Below are 20,733 nucleotides of genomic sequence, written 5' to 3' on the forward strand. Positions count from 1 at the left end.
CAAAAGTGAAATAATGGATAAAAGTGACTTTTTAATTGGAGGTTGAACGATGGATTTACATTATGAAGTAAGTGGGAACGGCGAACCTATTATACTCCTTCATAGTGGTGGTGCAGATGTGCGTGATTGGACGTTCGTTACGCCTCTGTTATCGAAGCATTTTAAGGTCATCACTTTTGATGGACGTGGTGTCGGAAATTCACCAGACCCATCAGTACAAGTCAATTATGTAGAAGACCTGAAGAATCTGCTTGATTATTTTCAACTGGAAAAGGACATGCTTGTCGGTCAGTGGCCAGATTGCAAGGGATTTTACATTGGAATATCCACAAAGAGTATCGAAGCTTGTTTTGATCGGCCGCAACGCGATATGATGGTTCAAATGCAAATGGATTATTTGAACCGGATCATCCAATGGCCGGCATTTTGTAATGGTTTGGCCACAGCCACCGACGTTTGAAAGGTTAACGGAACTGACTTAGACACGCTATTTATTATCGGAGAAAAGGAATTGTGGATAATCAGCGAGTGGCAGAATGCTTTCGAAAGAATCCGGCAGTGCGTGTCATTGAAATTCAGGATAGCGACCATATGGTGACGCTGACCCACCCTGCAGAACTATCATGCCTTATTACTGATTTCATGGAGGATGAATGTCAACATGCCACGAACACCAATAGAGAAGGAACGCATTCGGAAAATATCCCAGGAAAAAATCCATACAGCTGCAATGGAGTTGTTTATAAAACAGGGGTATCACGCTACTTCAATCAGTGATGTTGCTAGTCAAGCTGGGATTTCGAAAGGTTTGCTTTATAACTATTACAAGGGGAAAGAAGAGCTGCTTTCGAGAATGGTGGAGGTTCGGATCTAGGAGATCGCAAAAGTCCTGGAAGGAACGGCTGATTATAAAACCCCTGCTGAACAGCTGAAGTACATTATCAATGGAGCGATCAATAACGTCTGTCAAAATCCTGAAGTACACAGGTTTTATTTGCACCTGCAGACACAGCCGGAAGCTGATGAAGAATTAATAAAATACAGCAGGCAGCTGGTGGAAGAAAACGCAAAACTGTTCGAGGTGCAATGTGAGATCTTTGAAAAGATGGGAGTAGAGAACCCCCGGAAAAGGTCGTTGTACTTTTCTTCTACTCTGCAAGGAACCATGCTGATGATCTCAACTTATCCAGAGCAATTTCCCATAGAAGAGATGAAGAAACAAATCATCGATGAATTTTGCAGACCTTAGTGATATAAATAAGATTTGCAAGGAGGTTATGATTTGAAAAAACAAGTATTGTTTATTCACAGCGCAGGACCCCAGGAAGGGAAGCAAGGGAGTAGTCAACTGATCGCATACTTACAAAAATCGCTTCGTTCGGATTACCATTTTTCCTCCCCTGAAATGCCAGATCCAGATAACCCGAGATATGATCCATGGAAGAACGAACTGCAAGCGCAACTTTCTGAGTTAAAGGGTTCCCCGGTTATTCTGATCGGTCATTCATTAGGTGGCTCTGTCCTCCTGAAGTACCTGTCAGAAGAATATTGTGATTTATCCATCTCTGGTTTGTTTGTGATTGGATCACCATACTGGGGCCTTGATGATTGGCGATATAAAGAATTTGAACTCTCCGATGATTTTGCTGCAAGACTACCTCAAATCTCACAAATCTATCTTTATCATAGCTGCAATGATGAAGTTGTACCTTTTTCACATTTTGAGCACTATGCCTATAAGCTTCCAAACGCGAAGAAAAGGATCTTCGAGAACTACGGGCATTTATTCCAAGGTGATCTGCCTGAACTTATTCATGATATTGAAGCAGTGAATCGTTAATCAGAGATTTTCACATGGGAGAAGGTATCGGGTATTGTCCGCAAAGGATGATAGACTCTATACCTTCTTTTTTTAAAACAGAAGAAATGCAAGTATATTACTGTTACAAATCACGTCCTCCACGAAAACCCTATAGTATCTATCCTTACCTTCGCTTTATTTTAGAATTTTTCTATCCCACTCATTGCTTCAAAGTTAAACTCACAAAAACTACACAGCTAAACCCGTAATATTCCAGGAAAAGCGTTGAAGAGTGATACAGGATTTGGTGATGACTTGTAGAATATCATATTGTGACTGGGCTTCTTGCTTAATAGTTGTCGATCTTGATCTTAGTAAGGAGGACCTATCATGAATGAATATGGCACACTACATGACAAAGACGGACGTCATGCGTTTAGGTTTGAGCGTGTCTTTCCTAACACGGCAGTGGTGTTCTAGGGTCATTAAAATGTAAAGAGGAGCAATTATTAATGATATTTTCAATTATTCAATTAATCATCATGCAATTAATTTTACCTCTCGTGTTAATTATTTCCCTATGGAAAGGGTCTTTTCATAGTAAGCTCGATTGGATTGTACAGACGATTTTTAATGTGTTTTTTATATCCTGGATATTCTTTTCATCACCATGGGATTGGTTCAGCTACTACTTGCGGTTCATATGGCCGATATTGCTGTTACTTGGGATATATATGTCATGGAAAAAAGCACGATCCTTGCCTACTCGTATCAAATATGATTCTAAACAAAAATGGTCCCTCGGCATCTACGGAGTACTGTTGGTGGTCTTCGGCATTTATAATGTGCTGGTGTTCTGTGGATATTCAACCGATGAACAAGCGATTGAATTGGATTTTCCGTTGAAAAATGGGGTTTATTATATCGGTCAGGGCGGTAACCAGGTACAGATCAATTACCATAATGAATATCCTCCACAACGATACGCGCTGGACATTGTCGAGCTTAATCCATTTGGAGCACGGGCTGCTGGAATATATCCGAAACAACTCGATAAGTACGATATTTTCGGAGATGAGTTGTATAGCCCGTGTTCCGGAGAAGTCCTTGAAGCTCGTGACCATCTTCCTGATATGATACCTCCGGAAGCGGATTCCGAAAGACCAGAAGGGAATTTTGTCAATCTAAAATGTGAAGGGAAGGAAGCAAACGTCTATATTGCCCATATGCAAGAGGGAAGTGTGGAAGTGGAAGCTGGGGATGTTGTGGAAAAAGGAGAACAAATTGGTCTTGTCGGAAATTCCGGTAATACAAGTGAACCCCATTTACATATACATGCTGAAAAAGATGGAGAAGGTGTACCTATTCATTTCAATGGAAGGTTCCTTGTTAGAAACAGCCTGGTTTTGTAGTTTTACTAAACCAGGTTGAAAATTAAATCCAGTAATAAAATGATGCCGATCTTATTTCGGTGTATCGCTTTGCGAAATTTATTCGTTATTACAAAGAAAAAGAAAGAGAAGGGTGAGAGATGAAGATGGTGAAGCATAAGAAAGCTTCTATTGCGGTCGCCCTTGTTATTCTTATTGTGCTGATTTGTGCTTTTGTTTATTACCAAAGAAACCAACAAGAAGCATTCGAATCCTTTGTAAAAGATTATGCTTCCCTCAATGGTGAGGCTGATAAAGCCGTTGCCGACTATCGAAGAACGCTTGAATCTGGAAATGCCGATGCCGCATATGATGAAGCTGACAATGCCTATGCCTTCGTCACCGAAGCGATCTCAGCCCTCTGGGAGTTGGGAGTTCCGCCTGATCTTCCAAAAGATGTACGAGCAGAACTTGAGTCTGCATTAACAAACATAAAAGAATCGCATCGTTTAAGAAAACTCGAAATGGAGACTACGAAAAAACTCATCGAAGAGCATGAAGGCCACTTTGATGTGAAGGAGTTGAAAACACTGGAACAATCTGCTGATCGACATGCGTCGGAAGCGGTTGATTCGATTCTCTCAGCTGGTAAACGTCTCCATCTTCCTTCAGAGGAAATAGAGCGATTGTTGTTAAAAACACATCGATGATCCGATGTGTTTTTTGCGTTTCAGCTTGTGTCAGCATACCGAGTCTACCCCTGTCCATTACCCATCTGTAATCCTTCTCCATCAATCATCCCTTTTCTTGAATAACGATCAGAAATGATTCATATCTTTACTTAGACATCAATTTCTAGCTGCTTTTATAAAAGAAATCAATAGGAGGGAGGTCAAGTTAGTTGAAAAAAGTTAAAGTTGGTTTACAGCCTCTTGTAAGTAACATAAATTTACCCACTGTTTTGAAAACCACTATACTTCCAGGCGAATCAATGGAAAGATTATTTATTGCAACCCAGATCGGAGAGATCTTTTCCATAGGGAACGGCGTTATCAGACCTTTTTTAGATATTCGCCCGCGTATCATAAAACTAGGAGTTTCTAGTGGCGGATATGATGAACGGGGATTGCTGGGGCTTGCGTTTCATCCTAATTTTTATCAGAACGGTCTGTTTTACCTTCATTATTCAGTAGCTGGAACACAAGGTCCAGGTGCTCCCTCTAAAAGTTTCAATCCTGACCCATGTGATCCTGAAACTTTAAACCTAAGATGGGTGAATAGAGAAACGCAATATGATCATATTGATACAGTTGAAGAATGGATTTTACAATCGAGTGGTCACCCTCAAAAACGACGGACATTACTTAACTTAAGAAGACCATTTTCTAATCATAATGGTTTCAATAGTTTGAACTTTTCTCCTGAAACAGGAAAACTTGTGTTAACCACCGGTGATGGAGGAGCAGGCTATGATCCATTTAACTTAAGTCAAGACGATCTGGAAATCGCTGGTAAAATAATTGAAATTGATGTAAGTAAGAATACAAACATCAATCAACCACCTATTGCCACACGCTTTAATGAACTTCCACCAACAATTCAGGGAACGCTCACAGTAATGGCCAAAGGGGTTCGCAATATACCGGGCATTTCATATCAAAAGTTTTATAATCAGTATATTAAATATGCGGGTATTGTCGGACAGGATCTGGTCGAGTCGATCTATTCATTCGTCCAATATAAACCAATACCTGTCACTCAGCTTATTCAGGCTTCTTTCATGAATTCTGAACTTGACCACGAAGGATTCATCAACTTTGGCTGGCGAGGGTGGGAAGGTGCTTTTCCAACTCCGGTTATAAGAGGCTGCACAAAAGATCCGGATTTGGATGAGAAAACAATTGCTTTTTATAATGAAGCAGTGACTCTTTCAGGGAGTCGACTTCAGCCTTTGACTAGTTATTTTCATAAAGATGACAGGCCAGATAAGTTTGGAGGAACTGCGCTTACAGGAGTACAGTCCTATATGGGGAATGGAATCCCTGATTTAACAGGAAGGGTTGTGTTTACCGATCTTGCCCGGAAGGAATCCCAGCCTCAGGTTAGAGGGGCTTTAGCTTATACCAGCGTAAGACCTGATGGTAGACAGAATGATTTTAGTCTGATTCAAACCGATTATGATTTTGGGTCTCAATCAGCCTATTTTGTCGGTTTGGGAACGAATCTGAATCACTCCAGATTATATTTAGGGGTTTATGGCTCTATGAAAGTGACTGATTTTAACCAGGGTATTGTTTTTGAAATCGTTCCATGAACCTTGAAGATTTGAGGATCACTAAATTATAATCCCTTTCAATCTTGTAAAAATGATTAAAGCCATTTCAACCCATAACCAGCTATAAAGGAAAGAAAATATAAAGATCATTCCAGACGTAAGAAATGAAAAGGAATAAGAGACGACAGGACCTAAAACTGGAAAGTGAAAAATAAATAGTAGACTCATAATACCTGACATTAAAAGAATCGTACCGGTAGCAATAATACTCAATCTCCTCTTGAAAAAGTGAAACGATGCCCCTATGCCAACCCCTAACAAACCTGTTGTAAAAGGAAATATGAATAGCTCAGTTGGCTGTAGGATGAATAACAACATGATTGTAAGAAAATAAGACATTACTCCAAATGGAATGGAAAACATCGCACATAACAGAATAGGTGCAGTGGCTAGCGGACTTATAAAATATCCTATAGCTGGTAAAAATCCGCCAGCGGCCTGCAGAATAGCAGCAATACAGGAAAAAATAGACCCTAAAATAAGTATCCTCGTTTTTTTATATCTATTCATTATTAATTGAGATAAACGAACCTCATCAGAAATAGGTTTGAAAAAATACACCTTTCCACCTCGTCCTAAATGATTTATACGTTATCATACATTCTATTTTTCATTATTAGAGATAGAACTAATAATAATCTAAACGTCAATATCCATCTTATTTGAAATAATGGGTATTAAATGAGATTCCAGGAATGTTTAAGGAAGAATTTAGGATACATAGAAACAGAGAGAAAAACATCTATATAACATGTATTTCGTCTTGTCGGACAGTCGGCGAAAACGTGTATCGCTTAAACAAAGGAAAATAGCAGGATCTTTATATATATGGAGGACGCTGAAGAGAGCGTCCTTTTTTGTATCTCAAAAATTTATTAAATATTCTTTCAATTCAAAAATTTATATTATAAGATGATAAAAAGTTCAGTATTGCTTTAATTAATTACTGTATAATTAGAATTTTTTGTTGCATTGAAAGGAAGTATGTTATGGATGAAATTCACAAGAAAATAAAGGGTCTTCGAAAAAAGAATGGGTATACCCTGAAGGATCTGAGTAAGAAAACGGAGCTTTCCGTCAGTTTTCTGTCTCAAGTGGAACGTGGCTCATCTTCACTTGCCATTACGTCTTTGAAAAAAATCGCAGATGCATTCGATGTCCCCATCACAGAATTTTTTGAGACTGAAACGAATTACAATTACATCGTAAAAAAGGAAAGCAGGAAACCATTCAAAATCGAGGGTTCCCCAGCAACTTATATACGGTTGAACGGTGAATTCGCGAACAGATCCCTAGAACCGCTGATGGTCACATTGTCGCCAAAGCAAGTCCAGACACAGACATCAAGTCACCCTGGGGAGGAATTCTATTATGTGATCCATGGAGCCGTCCTGTTCAACGTAGATGGAAAAGAATACTTCGTAAGGGAAGGTGAATCCATTCATTTTCCTTCAACCGCACCTCACTTTTGGGAAAATCCCTTGAATGAGGAATCTACTATTCTATGTGTTTTAACGCCTAACATTTTTTAAAAATCATAGAGAAGAAAGGTGGTCATTATGAGAGTAGCAACAGATATCGGAGGGACATTTACGGACCTGGTTTATGTAGACCAAAATGGAAAAGTCGGGATTGCTAAGACACATACCACCCCACCTAATTTTGAAAAGGGTGTCGTAGATGTCATCGAAAAAAGCGAGATCGACCAGAAAGCCATCAAAACGTTCATCCATGGTACGACTGTGATCATCAACGCATTGACGGAAAGGAAAGGTGCGAAAACAGCCCTGATCACAACAAAAGGGTTCCGTGATGTACTGGAAATCGCAAGGGGAAACAGGCCGGACTTGTTCAATGTACGTTATCAAAAACCTGCACCTTTTGTTGATCGCTACTTGAGAAGAGAGGTCGATGAAAGGCTTGACCATAACGGGAACGTCATTACTCCCTTCGATCAAGACCAGGTAAAGGAGATCGTCAATTACTTTCAAAAAGAAGGCGTAGAAGCGATCGCTGTCGCTTATTTACATGCATACAACAATCCGCAGCATGAAAAAGAAACGGTCCAGTTGATCAAGGAGCTTTGGCCGGAAGTTGCCGTCACTGCTTCACATGAGGTCACGAAGGAATGGCGGGAGTATGAGCGGACAAGCACCGTGATATTGAATTCGTATGTCAAGCCGACAGCTGCTTCATATGTGGATCGGCTTAACAACAAGCTTCTAGAGAACGATGCGGATAGCCATAATTACATCATGCAGTCGAATGGCGGAACGACAACCTTCGATCAAGCTAAACAGACACCGATCAACATGGTTGAATCGGGTCCTGTGGCAGGAATATATGGTTCCGCAGTCCTCGGAGAAATGATCGGGGAAGAAAACATCATAGCGTTCGACATCGGTGGGACGACGGCAAAATGTTCACTGATCAATAAAGGGGAAGTCAAGGTTTCAACGGACTATTATATTGAAAAAAACCAGCGGAGCGCTGGTTATCCGATCAAAGTTCCGGTTGTCGATATTGTTGAAATCGGGAACGGAGGAGGGTCCATCGCATGGATTGATGAAGGTGGCTCTCTTAAAGTCGGTCCCCAATCGGCAGGGGCAGTCCCAGGACCTGTCGCCTATGGACAAGGCGGGACTGAACCGACAACGACGGATGCGAATTTGATCACCGGTCGTTTATCTCCAGAAAACTTCGATTATACAGTTGATCTCGATCATGTCAAAAAAGCGATCGATGAAAAAGTATCGAACCGGTTTGGATTATCCACAGAGGAAGGGGCACTCGGGATCATCCGTATCGCCAACTCGAATATGCTGAACGCCTTGAAGCTTATTTCAGTCCGTAAAGGATACAATCCAAAGGAGTTCACACTCGTCGCGTTCGGTGGTGGGGGTTCGATGCATGCCCCTGCACTCGCTCAGGACCTTGGAGTCAAGAAAGTGGTAGTCCCTGTCGCATCATCCGTCTTCTCAGCGTGGGGGATGCTTATGACTGACCTACGACACGATTATATACAGACTTATATCAAACGATTGAATGAAATTGATTTAGAAGGGTTGAATGAAGAGTGGACAACGTTGGAAGACCAGGCGACAAAGCAATATGAAGAGGAAGATGTGACAACTGACCGGGTCCTGTTCACTCGCTTTGCTGATATGCGATATCTCGGTCAGGAGCACACAGTGAAGGTACCGGTTCCTGAAGGAGAGCTTTCGAAGGAATCGATAGAAGAAGTGATCCGGAGGTTCCATGAACTTCATGAAAAGAATTTCACGTTCAAATTGGAGGAGGCGCAGACTGAGATCGTCAATCTTCACCTGACAGCCTTTGGAAGGGTCCAGAAACCGGAATTACAAAAGCTCGCACGTTCCAGTGACAATTTGGAAGTTGCCCTGAAAGAAACAAGGAGCGTGTTTTACGAAGAGGAAGGATGGTTGGAGACCGACGTATTCCATCGTGAGTTGCTTTCACCGGGAATGAAGGTGGTAGGACCCGCGATCATCGAAGAACCTTCAGCTACCACGGTCTTATATCCTGGCCAGACATTGACAGTGGACGTTTATGGAAACTTAATCATCGATACGGGGGTGGAATGAGATGACGACTACAACAAATGTGAAAGTCGATCCGTTTACATTGGAAATTGTGAAAGATTCAATGATCGCAACTGGAGATGAAATGTTCTATGCGTTGGCAAGGACATCGATGAGTCCGATCATTTATGAAGTATTGGACTATGCGAGCGGACTCACCGATTCGAAAGGACAGTTATTGACTCAGGGGAATGGCGTAACCGGCTTCATCGGGATGCTCACCTTCATGGTCAAGCAGACGCTTGAAAAATTCGGAGGAAAAAATCAGTTGAAGCCGGGTGATATCGTCATCATCAATGATCCTTATGGCGGAGGCGGCTCGCACTTGTCTGATGTGGGCCTGGTCATGCCGATCTTCCATGAAGGTGAAATCGTTGCTTTTTCCGCAAACAAGGCGCATTGGACGGAAGTCGGCGGAAAAGACCCCGGATCTTTCAGTAATGATGCGACTGAAATTTTTCAGGAAGGTTTGCAATTCCCATGCGTCAAGCTCTTTGACGAGGGGAAGCTTAATCAACCGATCGTCGATATCATCGAATCGAATGTCCGATTCCCTGATCTTTCACTTGGAGATCTATGGGCTCAGGTCGCAGCATTGCGTACAGGTGAAAAACGGGTGAGGGAGCTTTGTGATAAATACGGAAAGGATGTCGTGCGCGCATCTGTCGATCACCTCCTCGATCACGGTGAACAGATGGCACGCAAAGAATTAGCTAAACTTCCAAAAGGCACGTTCCATGCGGAGAGCTTTATCGATGACGATGGATTTGGAAACGGCCCATTCAAGATCCAGGTGAAGGTCACCATAACGGATGACAAATTCATATGCGACTTCCGGGGTAGCCATCCTCAAGTTCCGGGGCCAATCAACTGCTCCTATACAGCACTCGTCTCAGCAGTTCGGACGATTTTTCTGGCGATTACCAACCCATCCCAGGACGTGAATGATGGTGTGTTCCGACCGCTTGAAATCATTACAGATCCGAAATCGGTATTAGCGGCAGAACGGCCTGCCCCAGTCTCGATCTATTGGGAAAGCATGTTGGCGGGAGCGGACCTGATCTGGCAAGCTCTTGCACCGGAGCTTCCAGAACGTTTATCTGCCGGACATCTATTGTCTGTCTGCGCTGTCATCTTAGCTGGGAATCACCATGAGACGGACGAACCATTCCTGATCGTCGAACCTTCTGTCGGAGGCTGGGGGGCAGCAAAAGATCAAGACGGTGCCAGAGGGCAATTTTGTATCGGAGACGGTGAGACGTACAACGTTCCGGTTGAAGTGGCCGAAACACGGTATGGAGTCATGATTGATGAATACAGTCTCCGGACAGACGGAGCAGGTGCCGGTGAATATATCGGTGGCGCAGGAGTGATTCGTTCTTATCGGGCGATGACGGATAGTCAGATGGTTTCCGCAACGTTTGGAAGGAATAAATTCGTACCTTGGGGAACGAATGGTGGAGAAGATGGTTCACCAAACGAATTCATCATCGAAAAGGCGGATGGTGAGGTTGATGGTCCATTCGGAATCTATCCACGTTATCCATTGAATAGGGGAGACGTCGTCAAGCTGATGACTGCGACTGGTGGAGGTTACGGGAATCCGGAAGACCGTCCTGCCGAACAAGTTGCACTTGATGTGAAAAATGGGTACATCACTGTCGAACAAGCAAAAGAAAAGTTCGGTGTCATCGTCGATGGGGAGACCTTCCATGTCGAAAGCGTTACTGAACTGAGGAGGAAACGCTGATGATGGTTGTGGACATCCATGAAACTGCTGCTCAGGAAAACAGGGCGTTTTCTCTCAGGACCCTGTTTGAAGAAGAAAAACAAGATATCACCGTAAAAGTCGGGACAGTAACGATCCATCCTGGTGAAAGAGTGCCTCTAGCTGGTGTTTCGAACCATGAAGAAAATGAATATTCTGTCATCGTAAAAGGGTCGATCCTTACTGAAATAAAGGATGAACAGACTCGGGTTTCTGCCGGGCAAGCAACATTCATACCAGCTGGTGAGGAACATATTGCATTCAACGATGGTAGCGAGGCTTGTGAACTCGTATTCGTTCTAGTCGGATAAGTAACCGACTTCGTTTTTACCAAAATAAAGTATTGGGGGGATAGAAGCATGAATGAAAAAGGAAATACGAATTCAGTAGGTAAGGATGAAGCTCTTGCTCGAATTCCACAGGATAAAAGACAGCACTGGTTGACTCCAGCAATGATTTTCGGCGGACTGGAATTCACGATTCCGGTATTGATGGCCGGGGCGACGCTTGCAGGCGCTTTCGGTATGTCCGCCATCTTTTGGATCCTGTTGGTCGCATTATTCGTTTTCCAATGGCTTGGGAACGCAATTTCAGGTTATATCGGCGCGAAGACTGGTCGTTCTTCTTCCGTGATTGCCAGGAGCAGCTTCGGGGCTTCGCAGGCGAGATTCATCGTCGGGCTAACCATCTTCATCGTTTCATTAGGTTGGTGGGCTTTGCAAACAGCCGTTGCAGGAAACGCGATTTCCGCGATGATCGGGATTGATTATGAAAACCAGATTTTTTCCTGGGGGATTGTCACGGTCATCGTCGGCCTGTTGTTTGCGATTCCTTCCATTATCGGATACGGTTCGATGAAATGGACAGATTATATCGCTGTGCCAGCCGGCCTGATCCTGATCATCGCTGGAATATTCTACGCATTGAAGAACACCGGGTTAGAAACAATCACCTCCTGGAAGCCTGAGCCATCGATGACCTTTTTGGGAGCGGTTAGCCTGATCATCGGCGTCAATGTTTCCCAATGGGTGATTGCTTCAGACTATACACGTTACGCGAAACCTAAAGTCAAGGACAATATCCTGATTCCATTAGGGATCATCGGTGTAGGATTCCCTTTGTTCTATGTGGGGGCAATCATGTCCGTGGGAGTAGGTGATGCAGATATCGTGAACGTCATGATGAATCTCGGATTTCCTGTCTGGGGATTCTTGATCCTTTGGTTTGCAACCTGGACAAGTCAACTAGTCAACAATTACAGCATGGGGCTGGCCCTTGCGAATATGTTGAATGTCAATTCGAATAAAGGGCGTGCATTATTGACACTAGGCGGCACCATCATTGCAATCATCATCGCTCTTGCAGGAATCTTGGATTATTTCATGGATTTCCTTTATATGACCGCATTGATCTACCCTGCAATCGCCGGCGTGATGATGGCCGATTTCTTTTTCCTAAGGCATCAACAATGGATCGATAATAAAGGATGGAACTGGATGGCGACGATCGCCTTGGTGGTAGGGACGTTTGTCGGCTATTTGACTCAATATGTCAATTCGTTCGGTCTTCCAGCTGTACAATCGCTTATCGCTTCAGGAATCGTATACTTGATTGCAATGAATATCAAAAAGAACATGAAACCGGATCATTTTACTAAACAGGAACCTCAAAATCTTCGGAAATCAGGATAATCTTGAAATCTTAAAACAAAGCAATAGAAAGTATGATCTATTAGATCGGGGCTTGGGTTGATAACAAGCCTTTTTTTTTGAGAATGACTACCGTTTTTGGGGTATCTTCTTTTATTAGTTAACCTTTGAAAAATAAAGCAAGATTAATAGTTATTATTCGTGCATAGATATATAAATTATTAAAGTGTAATAGTTTCAGTTGGGCCATCGATGAAAGAAAAGGTGTCCTCGTCCATTTTTCTATTGAACAAGGAAAGAATGATTCAAAGCCAAGGGGGAACTTTCCACATACTCGATTTAAAGAATGGATTATACATCAAGAGCAAGGACATCGGATTACTTCAAACTTATGAGGGTTGGGCAAGTTTTACAGGAACAGCAAAAATGAATGCGGAAACTGCACCAGTACTCATCAAAATGGATGAAGAAAATCCATTCACAAGTAAACAAACCATCGATATTCGGGTTGGGGAACATCACTATGAAGGTGAATTGAAAGGAAGATGGATATTCGATAGAACTACAGGAAATGAATATCGCACAAAGAGAGACCATTCACGACGGATGGTCTCTCTTTTGCGAGTCTGCACAGGTACATTAGTGCTTAAATCTCGAAAGCGGTGGACATCGGTTAGCATGAGCTGACACTTTTGCATTGTGACTGTGAAGTAGTCTTGTAATCCATTATTCCTTGAGAATAGGTGTAATGGTTTTGTTTTTATAGGTGAGGATAAAACGATCAGAGTAGTAGAGTCGCCTTGTTTTCCACTTGCATAGATAAATGAATGCTCATTTGAAAGATAGATAGCTGTCTTATCAAGGCAGCTTTTTTATATTCAAGTGTAAAGACCGTCTAATAAATCCACTTTATTTTATATTGACTAAACGTTCATTCAAAAGTAAAATAATGTTAAAAGAGTGAATGGAGGTTGAACGATGGATTTGCATTATGAGGTAAGTGGAAACGGGGAACCTGTTATACTCCTTCATAGTGGTGGTGCGGATTTACGTGATTGGACATTTGTTACTCCCTTTTTAGCGGAACATTTTAAAGTCATCACTTTTGATGGGCGGGGTGTCGGGAATTCACCAGACCCATCAGGCAAAGTCAATTATGTAGAAGACCTGAAGAATCTGCTTGACTATTTTGAACTGGAAAAGGTCATGCTTGTCGGTCATTCGATGGGGGGCCAGATTGCAACGGATTTTACACTGGAATATCCCCAAAGAGTATCGAAGCTTATTTTGATCGCACCGGCATTGTCAGGGTATCCTTATTCAAACGATTTTGGGGAATACATAAAGAAGATAAATGAGGCTGCGCCTAACGTTGATAGAATGATGGAGTTATCACTTAGTGCCCCATCTTATCAAGTTGTTATGGATAGCCCGCAACACGATTTGATGGTTCAAATGCAAAGAGATTATTTGAACCGGATCATCCAATGGCCGGCATTTGAAATGATTTGGCCACAGCCACCGACGTTTGAAAGGCTTACCGAACTGCCAGTAGAAACGCTATTTATTATCGGAGAAAAGGAATTACCGGATAATCAGCGAGTGGCAGATTGCTTTCGGAAGGTCCCATCTGTACGTGTCATTGAAATTCTGAATGGCGATCATATGGTGACGCTTACCCACCCTGCAGAACTTTCTCGTCTTATTACTGACTTTATGGAGGATGAATGTAAACATGCCGCGAACACCAACAGAGAATGAACGCATTCGGAAAATATCCCAGGAAAAAATTCATACAGCTGCAATGGAATTGTTTATAAAACAGGGTTATCACACTACTTCAATCAGTGATGTTGCTAAACAAGCAGGGATTTCGAAAGGTTTGCTTTATAACTATTACAAGGGGAAAGAAGAGCTGCTTTCTAGAATGGTCGAGGTTCGGATCCAAGAGATCGCCAAAGTGCTGGAAGGAACGGCTGATTATCAAACCCCTGCTGAACAACTGAAGTACATTGTCAATGGGGCGATCGATAACGTCTGTCAAAATCCTGATGTCCATCGGTTTTATTTGCACCTGCAGACACAGCCGGAAGCTGATGAAGAATTAATCAAATACAGCAGGAAGCTGGTCGAAGAAAACGCAAAACTGTTCGAAGTGCAATGTGAGATTTTCGAAAAGATGGCAGTCGAGAACCCCAGGAAAAGGTCGTTGTACTTTTCCTCAACCCTGCAAGGAACCATGCTGATGATCTCAAGTTATCCACATCAATTTCCTATAGAAGAGATAAAGAAACAAATAATCGATGAATTTTGCAGACCTTAGTAAAATAGAAAGGGATGAAAGATTGCTAGTTAACTGCCTCAAATCAGGGGCAGTTTTTTTGTACACAAAGATATGTGTTTATGTGTTTAATTCATTTCATACAATGATATGGAACGTGAATTGACTACCGGTTGGCAACGGCTTATGATGAAGGTAACCAAATCCGAGAAAAGGAGCTGTCCTTATGACGTTCGCTCGACCCCCTTGTTAATCTGTAAAACCAGTCGGTGAACGAGCACCTCCGTCGATGATTGCATATGTGTAGCAATCAGAAATGGAAGGGGCCCGGTTCATGGACACGATCAAAAATATCAACAAGCTATATGCGATCCGGTTTTTTTACAACTTGATCCCGGCATATGTGATCGAACGATTATTCTGGGAAGAACGGGGCATGTCGATCCAGATGGTTGTCTATACCGAAATCATCTATGCGATCACGATTGTCTTTCTGGAAGTACCCACCGGCATCATCGCCGACAAGTGGGGCCGGAAGAACCTGATCATCGCGAGTGCCTTCCTCGGGTGTATGGAGTTCCTGATTCTCGTCTATGCCACGGAATTCTGGCACTTTGCGGTTGTCGTCATACTAGCGGGCATCGGTACTTCAGCAACCAGTGGGGCAGGAAATGCGTTGCTGTATGACACGTTGCTGATGAGTAAAAAGGAGTACGCTTTTGAAAAGCATCTCGGCAGATTGAATGTGTTCGATTTCTCAGCGGGGATTCTCGCGGCTTTAAGCGGAAGCCTATTGGCGAACCGCTTCGGATTTGAATTGAACTACTGGTTATCTTTTTCTGGAATGATGGTTTCGCTCCTCATCTCCTTGTTACTCGTGGAACCTGTAATTAAAAGCGGGACAGAGGAAACGGTCAAAGTCAGCCAGTATCTGAAAGCATCACTCGATCTGTTCAGGAACCATCATGGCATCGGTCTTGTCGTCCTCGTCGGGATGGTGACAGGTGCAGCGATGAATTTCATCGATGAGTTCTGGCAGCTTTATCTCGAGCGGCTGACGATCCCAGTCGTCTATTTCGGCGTATTTTCATCCGTTCTTTTCCTGTTGAGGCTGCCTGGGAACCTATTAGCTTACAAACTGAAAAACCGGTTCAGCTACCGGATGCTGCTGTCCGGTGTGCTACTGGTGTTTGCCGCAGGCTTCATATGCATGTCGTTCATCAAAGGGTATGCAGGGATCACAGCGATTTTACTCGTATGCCTGTTTTCAGGAATCGTGGAGCCGATCACCACGGGTTATTTGCATCATCAGATCGATTCGACGATGAGAGCAACCATCGATTCCTTTCAATCCCTGGGATACAATGTCGTCCTCATCTTTACAAGTCTGGGGTTCGGCTACTTTTCAAACCACTTCGATCTCTTCGGAGGATACGGTTTCATCGGCATCCTTTGCACACTTTTCCTGGTTTCCTTTTGGACCGTATCGAAAGCACGCATGAATTAAACTGCTGAGGGATAGATTGCGTTAAGCAGCCTATCACTTTTCCTTACCGGCATCCGGTAAGTGTTTTGCCTTTTCGAAACCATTATTCCTTGATTACAGGGATGATGGTTTTGTTTTTAATAGGGGAGGATAGAACAACCAGAGTAGTAGAGTCTCCATGTTTCCCGCTAGCATTGATGAAGGACTCCAGTGTTTCCATAGATTCAGACATAACCTTGAGCAAATAATTATAGGGACCGCTGATCCGATGGACTTCAATCACATCATCTGATTCCTGACAAAATTGAATGAACTTTTCACAATCCTTCGTATGGAATAAGAGAAAAGCCGTTGTATGCCTGTTCACCTTATGAGGGTTTACAATTGTTCGATAATGGTCAATCACTTCATTTTCTTCAAGTCTTTTTACTCTCTCTGTCACCGCTGGCTGTGACATCGCCACCATCTTCCCTAATTCGGTCATGGAAAGGCGAGCTTGTTCTTGGAGTGTGAGTAAAATATCCTTATCAGTCTTATCCATTTCCCTGCCTCCTTTTCATTTCATAACGAAATAATTCCACATATCTTACGAATCTAAAAATCATTTGTTGAAGTTTGTTTTTCCCTTTATTTTATAACAGAATGATGTAAATCTCATTGAATATTGCCTGTAAAATTTCTCTGCAATTCTCTATTATTGGTGTAATCCATTATGAAGAGGGGAAATCCAATGCTGAACAAGTATCCATCTTTACTAAGCCCCATCCAAATTGGTGGATGGAAACTTAGAAATAGAATTGCGATGGCTCCAATGACACGCTGTTTTGCGGATGACAAAACGGGAGTAGTAGGAAATGATGTTGTCGAGTATTACAAAAAAAGAGCGAGTGATGGTGTTGGTCTTATCATAACTGAAGGGATTATAACGAGTCCTCGTGGGAAGGGGACTTTTAATCTCCCGGGTTTATATACGGAGGAACAGGTAAAGGGATGGCGGAAAGTGACGGAGGCTGTACACGAGGAAAAAGGCACAATCATCGCCCAATTATGGCATGTTGGGAGGCTTACACATCACAAAATCTCGGGTGGACTGCCACCCCAAGCTCCATCAGTGATAAGAGCGGAAGGGCATGTGCACCGTTATGGAAAGCCATTTGATATGCCTGAGGAAATGACTAAATCGGATATTAAAGAAACGATCCGACAATACGCGAAAGCGGCCAGAAATGCGATGCAAGCTGGGTTTGACGGCGTGGAAGTTCATGGAGCACATGGGTACCTGATCGATCAGTTCAATTCAGAAGTGTCGAATAAACGAACTGACGAGTATGGTGGTCATCTAGCTCAACGATTGACTTTTATGAAAGAGGTCCTTCAGGCTGTCTTGGAAGAAGCAGGAGCTGACAGGACGGTCATCCGGTTTTCGGAGTTGAAAGATGATACACCACATTTTAAGTGGGAAGACCCAGAAGCTGCAGTTCAAACATTTACAGACGCCTTCCGGAAAGTGGGAATAAAAATCCTCCACCCATCCGTCCATCAATTTGACAAGGTTCTGAAAAATGGGCAGACACTACATGAACTTGTGAGGGAGTATTGGTACGATACAATTATTGGAGTAGGAAATCTCAATCCATGTGTTGCAGATACCGCACTTGAAAAAAATATCATCAACCTTGCAGCATTCGGCCGTCCACTACTTGCAAACCCAGACTTTGTATCTAAACTGAAAAAGGAGACGCCTTTGGAATCTTATGATAGTAAAAAACATCTTGTAGAGCTTGTTTAGATGAAAAATAGATAGCTGTCTCCTGGCAGAAACAGGTAGAATATAAGTATGATTAATAAACTTGTAGGTAAGTTGCTTACATGAAGAGAGGATGATCGATATGCAAGCTGAAAAGTTGAGCAGTGAGGTTCAAAGTGAAATCATTCATTTACTAGTAAAAGCATTGAATGACCACTATGTATTTCCTGATGTTGCAAGGGAAATGGGTGAACAGATCGAAGGAAAGACAGCCAATGATGGTTACCTGAACATTCATGATACGGAAGACTTTTGTGCACAACTTACCAAAGATCTCCGTTCGATCAGTAGCGATAAACATTTAAGCGTAAGATACACGGAACAAGAGAAATCCATTGATCAGAACCGTAGTTTGTTAGAACAGAAAGAAGAGTACCTTCTGAAAGCCAAGGTTGATAACTACGGGTATAGTAGAATCGAGCGACTATCAGGCAACATCGGCTATATTGATCTTCGAAAGTTCTACAATCCTGAATACGCAGGAGAGGCAGCTGCAAATGCAATGAATTTGGTGGCCAATACAGAAGCACTCATTTTTGATCTGCGAAAAAATGGCGGTGGAAGCCCTGAAATGGTTGCCTTTTTAACAAGCTATTTGTTTGAATCCGATTCGTTTCATCTGAACAGTTTTTATATGAGGACCAACGATTCAATGAGACAGTTCTGGACATTGCCTTATGTTCCCGGAAAAAAATATGGTGAGAAACCAGTTTATGTATTGACGGGCCATGACACGTTTTCAGCTGCTGAAGAGTTCACTTATAATTTGAAAAACTTGAAACGGGCTACCATCATTGGGGAAACGACGGCAGGCGGAGCCAACCCAGGGGGCTTCCACCAACTGACAAAGCATGTGAGTATCTTCATCCCAAATGGACGAGCCATCAACCCCATCACCGAAACCAATTGGGAGGGAACAGGTGTTGATCCGGATATTGAAACAGTTCACCCATTTGAAAAAGCCTATGAACTTGCCCTGCAAGATGTCATTAATCAATACCAGGATAAGAAAGAATATGCGTTTCTAGTAAAAGAAGCCCGGGAGGCATTGGAACAAATCGAATGTTGGGTCAAAAAGTAAAACCATGCAGGTATAAATAGAAAAAGTGAGCGATTTACCATTGTTCTGACACTTTTAATTGGTTACTGAGGTGTATATATACAAGGAAGGGGGGAACGATCAACGGTGGATACTTATTTATTGCTTGTTACATTAGCAGCTATCGTCATTGTCATCACAACCGTATCCTGGCTGAATTGGCATGCTTTTATCAGCTTAACAGTAGCCAGTTTATTTTTGGGTCTGATGGCTGGACTATCCTTAGACAAAATTGTAACGGCATATGAAACCGGGGTAGGAGGAGTCTTAGGTTATCTGGTCGGGATCTTGGCATTAGGCACAATTTTAGGGAAAATGCTTTCCGAATCTGGAGCCGGACTGCAGATCGCCAATTATTTTGTACGGATTTTTGGTGTAAAACGCTTGCCGTGGGCTATGTTGCTTTCAGGTTTTATTATCGGGATTCCTGTATTTTTTGAAGTAGGTATTTTAATATTATTGCCTTTAGTCATTTCGTTACATAAAACAACGAAGCAAAATATTTTATTGATCGCCTTGCCGGTCATTGCAAGTCTATCCATCGTAGACGGTCTTGTTCCGCCACGTCCTGGCGCACTTGCTGCTATCAGCATATATGATGCCGATCTTGGAATGGTTCTTCTTTACTCTCTTGTAATCGCATTTTCTGCTGCAGTTATTGCAGGTCCATTGTTTGCAAAATGGGTGCACAAACGCGTTGTTCCTGAAAAAGAACCTGAATTGATCCGCATTAATACGGCTGCAACAGAATTGCCAAGCTCAGGTATGTCTTTCTTTATTATTTTATTGCCAGTCATTCTTATGATTCTCGCTGCATTAGCACCTTATGTACCGCTTCCGGAAAGCTATAAGAAATTCGTTGCACTTATAGGAAATCCGGTCATTGCATTATTGATTGCTGTATTTGCAGCATACTTTTTTCTTGGATTCCGTAAAGGGATGAATAGAGATCTTATTAAAAAATTCACTGAGGAAAGCTTGCTGCCAGTAGGTTCAATCGTATTGATCATCGGTGCAGGCGGCGGATTTAAACAGATATTGATCGAGAGCGGTGTTGGTGAGACAATGGGCAGCATGTCTGCAAATCTATCCCTGTCTCCGCTAGTGATGGCCTTTATCATTGCAAGCTTAATTCGAATTGCGACAGGCTCAGCAACGGTCGCCTTAACAACAGCTGCCGGTATTGTTTCTCCGATCATTGAGCATATGTCCGGGGTCAATTTGGAATTGCTAGTAATTGCAACAGGTGCAGGATCAATGATGTTTTCGCATGTAAACGATCCAGGCTTTTGGATGGTGAAAGAATATCTTGGATTAACCGTTACAGAAACCTTCAAAACGTTGACCGTACTGGAAACCATTCTTTCCTTAACCGCATTTGCAGGTGCTTTGCTGCTAAATCTATTTTTATAAAAGGCTGTTTTCTAAGCCTTGTTGCAAATAAAAATGGAGTGGCCGATTTCCGCTTCAGGTTGCTCGCTTACTGCGAGGCTGTCCAAAAATTTTGAGGACAGCCTCTTTTCTTTTTATTAAAA

The 20,733-nt window shown here is 42.6% G+C and carries 19 protein-coding genes and 1 pseudogene; 18 read left to right on the forward strand and 2 right to left on the reverse strand.

Annotated features, from left to right (window positions below; translation table 11 throughout):
• The first annotated feature begins 49 nt into the window (after nucleotides 1-49).
• From ACTWQL_RS16865 to ACTWQL_RS16890, 6 genes and pseudogenes are all read left to right on the forward strand, one after another.
• Complete coding sequence (locus tag ACTWQL_RS16865) at nucleotides 50-460, forward strand: alpha/beta fold hydrolase (RefSeq protein ID WP_443143596.1); 411 nt, start codon at nucleotides 50-52, stop codon at nucleotides 458-460.
• Between the two features lie 201 nt (nucleotides 461-661).
• Nucleotides 662-1,249 (forward strand): annotated as a pseudogene (locus tag ACTWQL_RS16870) (TetR/AcrR family transcriptional regulator).
• Between the two features lie 33 nt (nucleotides 1,250-1,282).
• Complete coding sequence (locus ACTWQL_RS16875; RefSeq protein WP_443143597.1) at nucleotides 1,283-1,840, forward strand: alpha/beta fold hydrolase; 558 nt, start codon at nucleotides 1,283-1,285, stop codon at nucleotides 1,838-1,840.
• A 473-nt stretch (nucleotides 1,841-2,313) separates the two neighbouring features.
• On the forward strand, nucleotides 2,314-3,213 hold the full coding sequence (locus ACTWQL_RS16880; protein ID WP_443143598.1) for a M23 family metallopeptidase: 900 nt from the start codon (nucleotides 2,314-2,316) through the stop codon (nucleotides 3,211-3,213).
• 119 nt (nucleotides 3,214-3,332) lie between these two features.
• On the forward strand, nucleotides 3,333-3,881 hold the full coding sequence (locus ACTWQL_RS16885) for a hypothetical protein (protein ID WP_443143599.1): 549 nt from the start codon (nucleotides 3,333-3,335) through the stop codon (nucleotides 3,879-3,881).
• Nucleotides 3,882-4,072: 191 nt separating this feature from the next.
• A complete protein-coding gene (locus ACTWQL_RS16890) occupies nucleotides 4,073-5,485 on the forward strand; it encodes a PQQ-dependent sugar dehydrogenase (RefSeq protein WP_443143600.1) in 1,413 nt (470 codons plus the stop codon).
• Nucleotides 5,486-5,506: 21 nt separating this feature from the next.
• On the opposite strand, the gene ACTWQL_RS16895 is transcribed toward ACTWQL_RS16890, so the two are convergent.
• Nucleotides 5,507-6,067 carry a hypothetical protein gene (locus tag ACTWQL_RS16895; RefSeq protein ID WP_443143601.1) on the reverse strand — a complete coding sequence of 187 codons (561 nt, stop codon included), beginning with the start codon at nucleotides 6,065-6,067 and terminating at the stop codon, nucleotides 5,507-5,509.
• A gap of 428 nt (nucleotides 6,068-6,495) precedes the next feature.
• Here ACTWQL_RS16895 and ACTWQL_RS16900 point away from each other — a divergent pair, with 428 nt between their 5' ends.
• From ACTWQL_RS16900 to ACTWQL_RS16940, 9 genes are all read left to right on the forward strand, one after another.
• Nucleotides 6,496-7,038 (forward strand): helix-turn-helix domain-containing protein, encoded by a 543-nt coding sequence (locus ACTWQL_RS16900; protein ID WP_443143602.1) that lies wholly within the window; start codon nucleotides 6,496-6,498, stop codon nucleotides 7,036-7,038.
• 27 nt (nucleotides 7,039-7,065) lie between these two features.
• A complete protein-coding gene (locus ACTWQL_RS16905; RefSeq protein WP_443143603.1) occupies nucleotides 7,066-9,111 on the forward strand; it encodes a hydantoinase/oxoprolinase family protein in 2,046 nt (681 codons plus the stop codon).
• A 1-nt stretch (nucleotide 9,112) separates the two neighbouring features.
• On the forward strand, nucleotides 9,113-10,858 hold the full coding sequence (locus tag ACTWQL_RS16910; RefSeq protein ID WP_443143604.1) for a hydantoinase B/oxoprolinase family protein: 1,746 nt from the start codon (nucleotides 9,113-9,115) through the stop codon (nucleotides 10,856-10,858).
• A complete protein-coding gene (locus tag ACTWQL_RS16915; protein WP_443143605.1) occupies nucleotides 10,858-11,187 on the forward strand; it encodes a cupin domain-containing protein in 330 nt (109 codons plus the stop codon). The genes ACTWQL_RS16910 and ACTWQL_RS16915 overlap by 1 nt, the downstream gene beginning before the upstream one ends.
• 48 nt (nucleotides 11,188-11,235) lie before the next feature.
• Entirely contained in the window at nucleotides 11,236-12,567 is a 1,332-nt protein-coding gene (locus ACTWQL_RS16920) for a purine-cytosine permease family protein (protein ID WP_443143606.1), read from the forward strand.
• Nucleotides 12,568-12,825: 258 nt separating this feature from the next.
• Entirely contained in the window at nucleotides 12,826-13,212 is a 387-nt protein-coding gene (locus ACTWQL_RS16925) for a hypothetical protein (protein ID WP_443143607.1), read from the forward strand.
• A 291-nt stretch (nucleotides 13,213-13,503) separates the two neighbouring features.
• The gene (locus tag ACTWQL_RS16930) at nucleotides 13,504-14,286 is read left to right on the forward strand and encodes an alpha/beta fold hydrolase (RefSeq protein WP_443143608.1); all 783 of its coding nucleotides are present in this window, start codon (nucleotides 13,504-13,506) and stop codon (nucleotides 14,284-14,286) included.
• A complete protein-coding gene (locus tag ACTWQL_RS16935; RefSeq protein ID WP_443143609.1) occupies nucleotides 14,261-14,848 on the forward strand; it encodes a TetR/AcrR family transcriptional regulator in 588 nt (195 codons plus the stop codon). The genes ACTWQL_RS16930 and ACTWQL_RS16935 overlap by 26 nt, the downstream gene beginning before the upstream one ends.
• A 292-nt stretch (nucleotides 14,849-15,140) precedes the next feature.
• Entirely contained in the window at nucleotides 15,141-16,313 is a 1,173-nt protein-coding gene (locus ACTWQL_RS16940) for an MFS transporter (RefSeq protein WP_443143610.1), read from the forward strand.
• Between the two features lie 82 nt (nucleotides 16,314-16,395).
• Here the strand turns inward: ACTWQL_RS16940 and ACTWQL_RS16945 are convergent, their stop codons facing one another.
• Nucleotides 16,396-16,833: an Lrp/AsnC family transcriptional regulator gene (locus ACTWQL_RS16945; protein WP_443143611.1), complete on the reverse strand. Its 438-nt coding sequence runs from the start codon at nucleotides 16,831-16,833 to the stop codon at nucleotides 16,396-16,398.
• 189 nt (nucleotides 16,834-17,022) lie between these two features.
• On the opposite strand from ACTWQL_RS16945, the gene ACTWQL_RS16950 reads away from it, so the two are divergent.
• The 3 genes from ACTWQL_RS16950 to ACTWQL_RS16960 all read left to right on the forward strand — a co-directional run bounded on the left by ACTWQL_RS16950 (nucleotide 17,023) and on the right by ACTWQL_RS16960 (nucleotide 20,611).
• The gene (locus ACTWQL_RS16950; RefSeq protein ID WP_443143612.1) at nucleotides 17,023-18,081 is read left to right on the forward strand and encodes an alkene reductase; all 1,059 of its coding nucleotides are present in this window, start codon (nucleotides 17,023-17,025) and stop codon (nucleotides 18,079-18,081) included.
• A gap of 91 nt (nucleotides 18,082-18,172) precedes the next feature.
• Entirely contained in the window at nucleotides 18,173-19,180 is a 1,008-nt protein-coding gene (locus ACTWQL_RS16955) for a S41 family peptidase (protein WP_443143613.1), read from the forward strand.
• Between the two features lie 105 nt (nucleotides 19,181-19,285).
• A complete protein-coding gene (locus ACTWQL_RS16960) occupies nucleotides 19,286-20,611 on the forward strand; it encodes a GntP family permease (RefSeq protein ID WP_443143614.1) in 1,326 nt (441 codons plus the stop codon).
• Nucleotides 20,612-20,733: the final 122 nt, after the last annotated feature.

It is taken from the genome of Pseudalkalibacillus sp. R45, assembly GCF_052246725.1.
Lineage (GTDB): Bacteria > Bacillota > Bacilli > Bacillales > Fictibacillaceae > Pseudalkalibacillus.

What these genes read in the sequence shown, in the direction of transcription:
- ACTWQL_RS16880 (WP_443143598.1), top strand. Translation starts at nt 2,314, where the DNA reads ATGATATTTTCAATTATTCAATTAATCATCATGCAATTAATTTTACCT.
- ACTWQL_RS16940 (WP_443143610.1), top strand. Translation starts at nt 15,141, where the DNA reads ATGGACACGATCAAAAATATCAACAAGCTATATGCGATCCGGTTTTTT.
- ACTWQL_RS16920 (WP_443143606.1), top strand. Translation starts at nt 11,236, where the DNA reads ATGAATGAAAAAGGAAATACGAATTCAGTAGGTAAGGATGAAGCTCTT.
- ACTWQL_RS16905 (WP_443143603.1), top strand. Translation starts at nt 7,066, where the DNA reads ATGAGAGTAGCAACAGATATCGGAGGGACATTTACGGACCTGGTTTAT.
- ACTWQL_RS16935 (WP_443143609.1), top strand. Translation starts at nt 14,261, where the DNA reads ATGCCGCGAACACCAACAGAGAATGAACGCATTCGGAAAATATCCCAG.
- ACTWQL_RS16925 (WP_443143607.1), top strand. Translation starts at nt 12,826, where the DNA reads ATGATTCAAAGCCAAGGGGGAACTTTCCACATACTCGATTTAAAGAAT.
- ACTWQL_RS16950 (WP_443143612.1), top strand. Translation starts at nt 17,023, where the DNA reads ATGCTGAACAAGTATCCATCTTTACTAAGCCCCATCCAAATTGGTGGA.
- ACTWQL_RS16910 (WP_443143604.1), top strand. Translation starts at nt 9,113, where the DNA reads ATGACGACTACAACAAATGTGAAAGTCGATCCGTTTACATTGGAAATT.
- ACTWQL_RS16900 (WP_443143602.1), top strand. Translation starts at nt 6,496, where the DNA reads ATGGATGAAATTCACAAGAAAATAAAGGGTCTTCGAAAAAAGAATGGG.
- ACTWQL_RS16915 (WP_443143605.1), top strand. Translation starts at nt 10,858, where the DNA reads ATGATGGTTGTGGACATCCATGAAACTGCTGCTCAGGAAAACAGGGCG.
- ACTWQL_RS16955 (WP_443143613.1), top strand. Translation starts at nt 18,173, where the DNA reads ATGATCGATATGCAAGCTGAAAAGTTGAGCAGTGAGGTTCAAAGTGAA.
- ACTWQL_RS16945 (WP_443143611.1), bottom strand. Translation starts at nt 16,833, where the DNA reads ATGGATAAGACTGATAAGGATATTTTACTCACACTCCAAGAACAAGCT.
- ACTWQL_RS16930 (WP_443143608.1), top strand. Translation starts at nt 13,504, where the DNA reads ATGGATTTGCATTATGAGGTAAGTGGAAACGGGGAACCTGTTATACTC.
- ACTWQL_RS16885 (WP_443143599.1), top strand. Translation starts at nt 3,333, where the DNA reads ATGAAGATGGTGAAGCATAAGAAAGCTTCTATTGCGGTCGCCCTTGTT.
- ACTWQL_RS16865 (WP_443143596.1), top strand. Translation starts at nt 50, where the DNA reads ATGGATTTACATTATGAAGTAAGTGGGAACGGCGAACCTATTATACTC.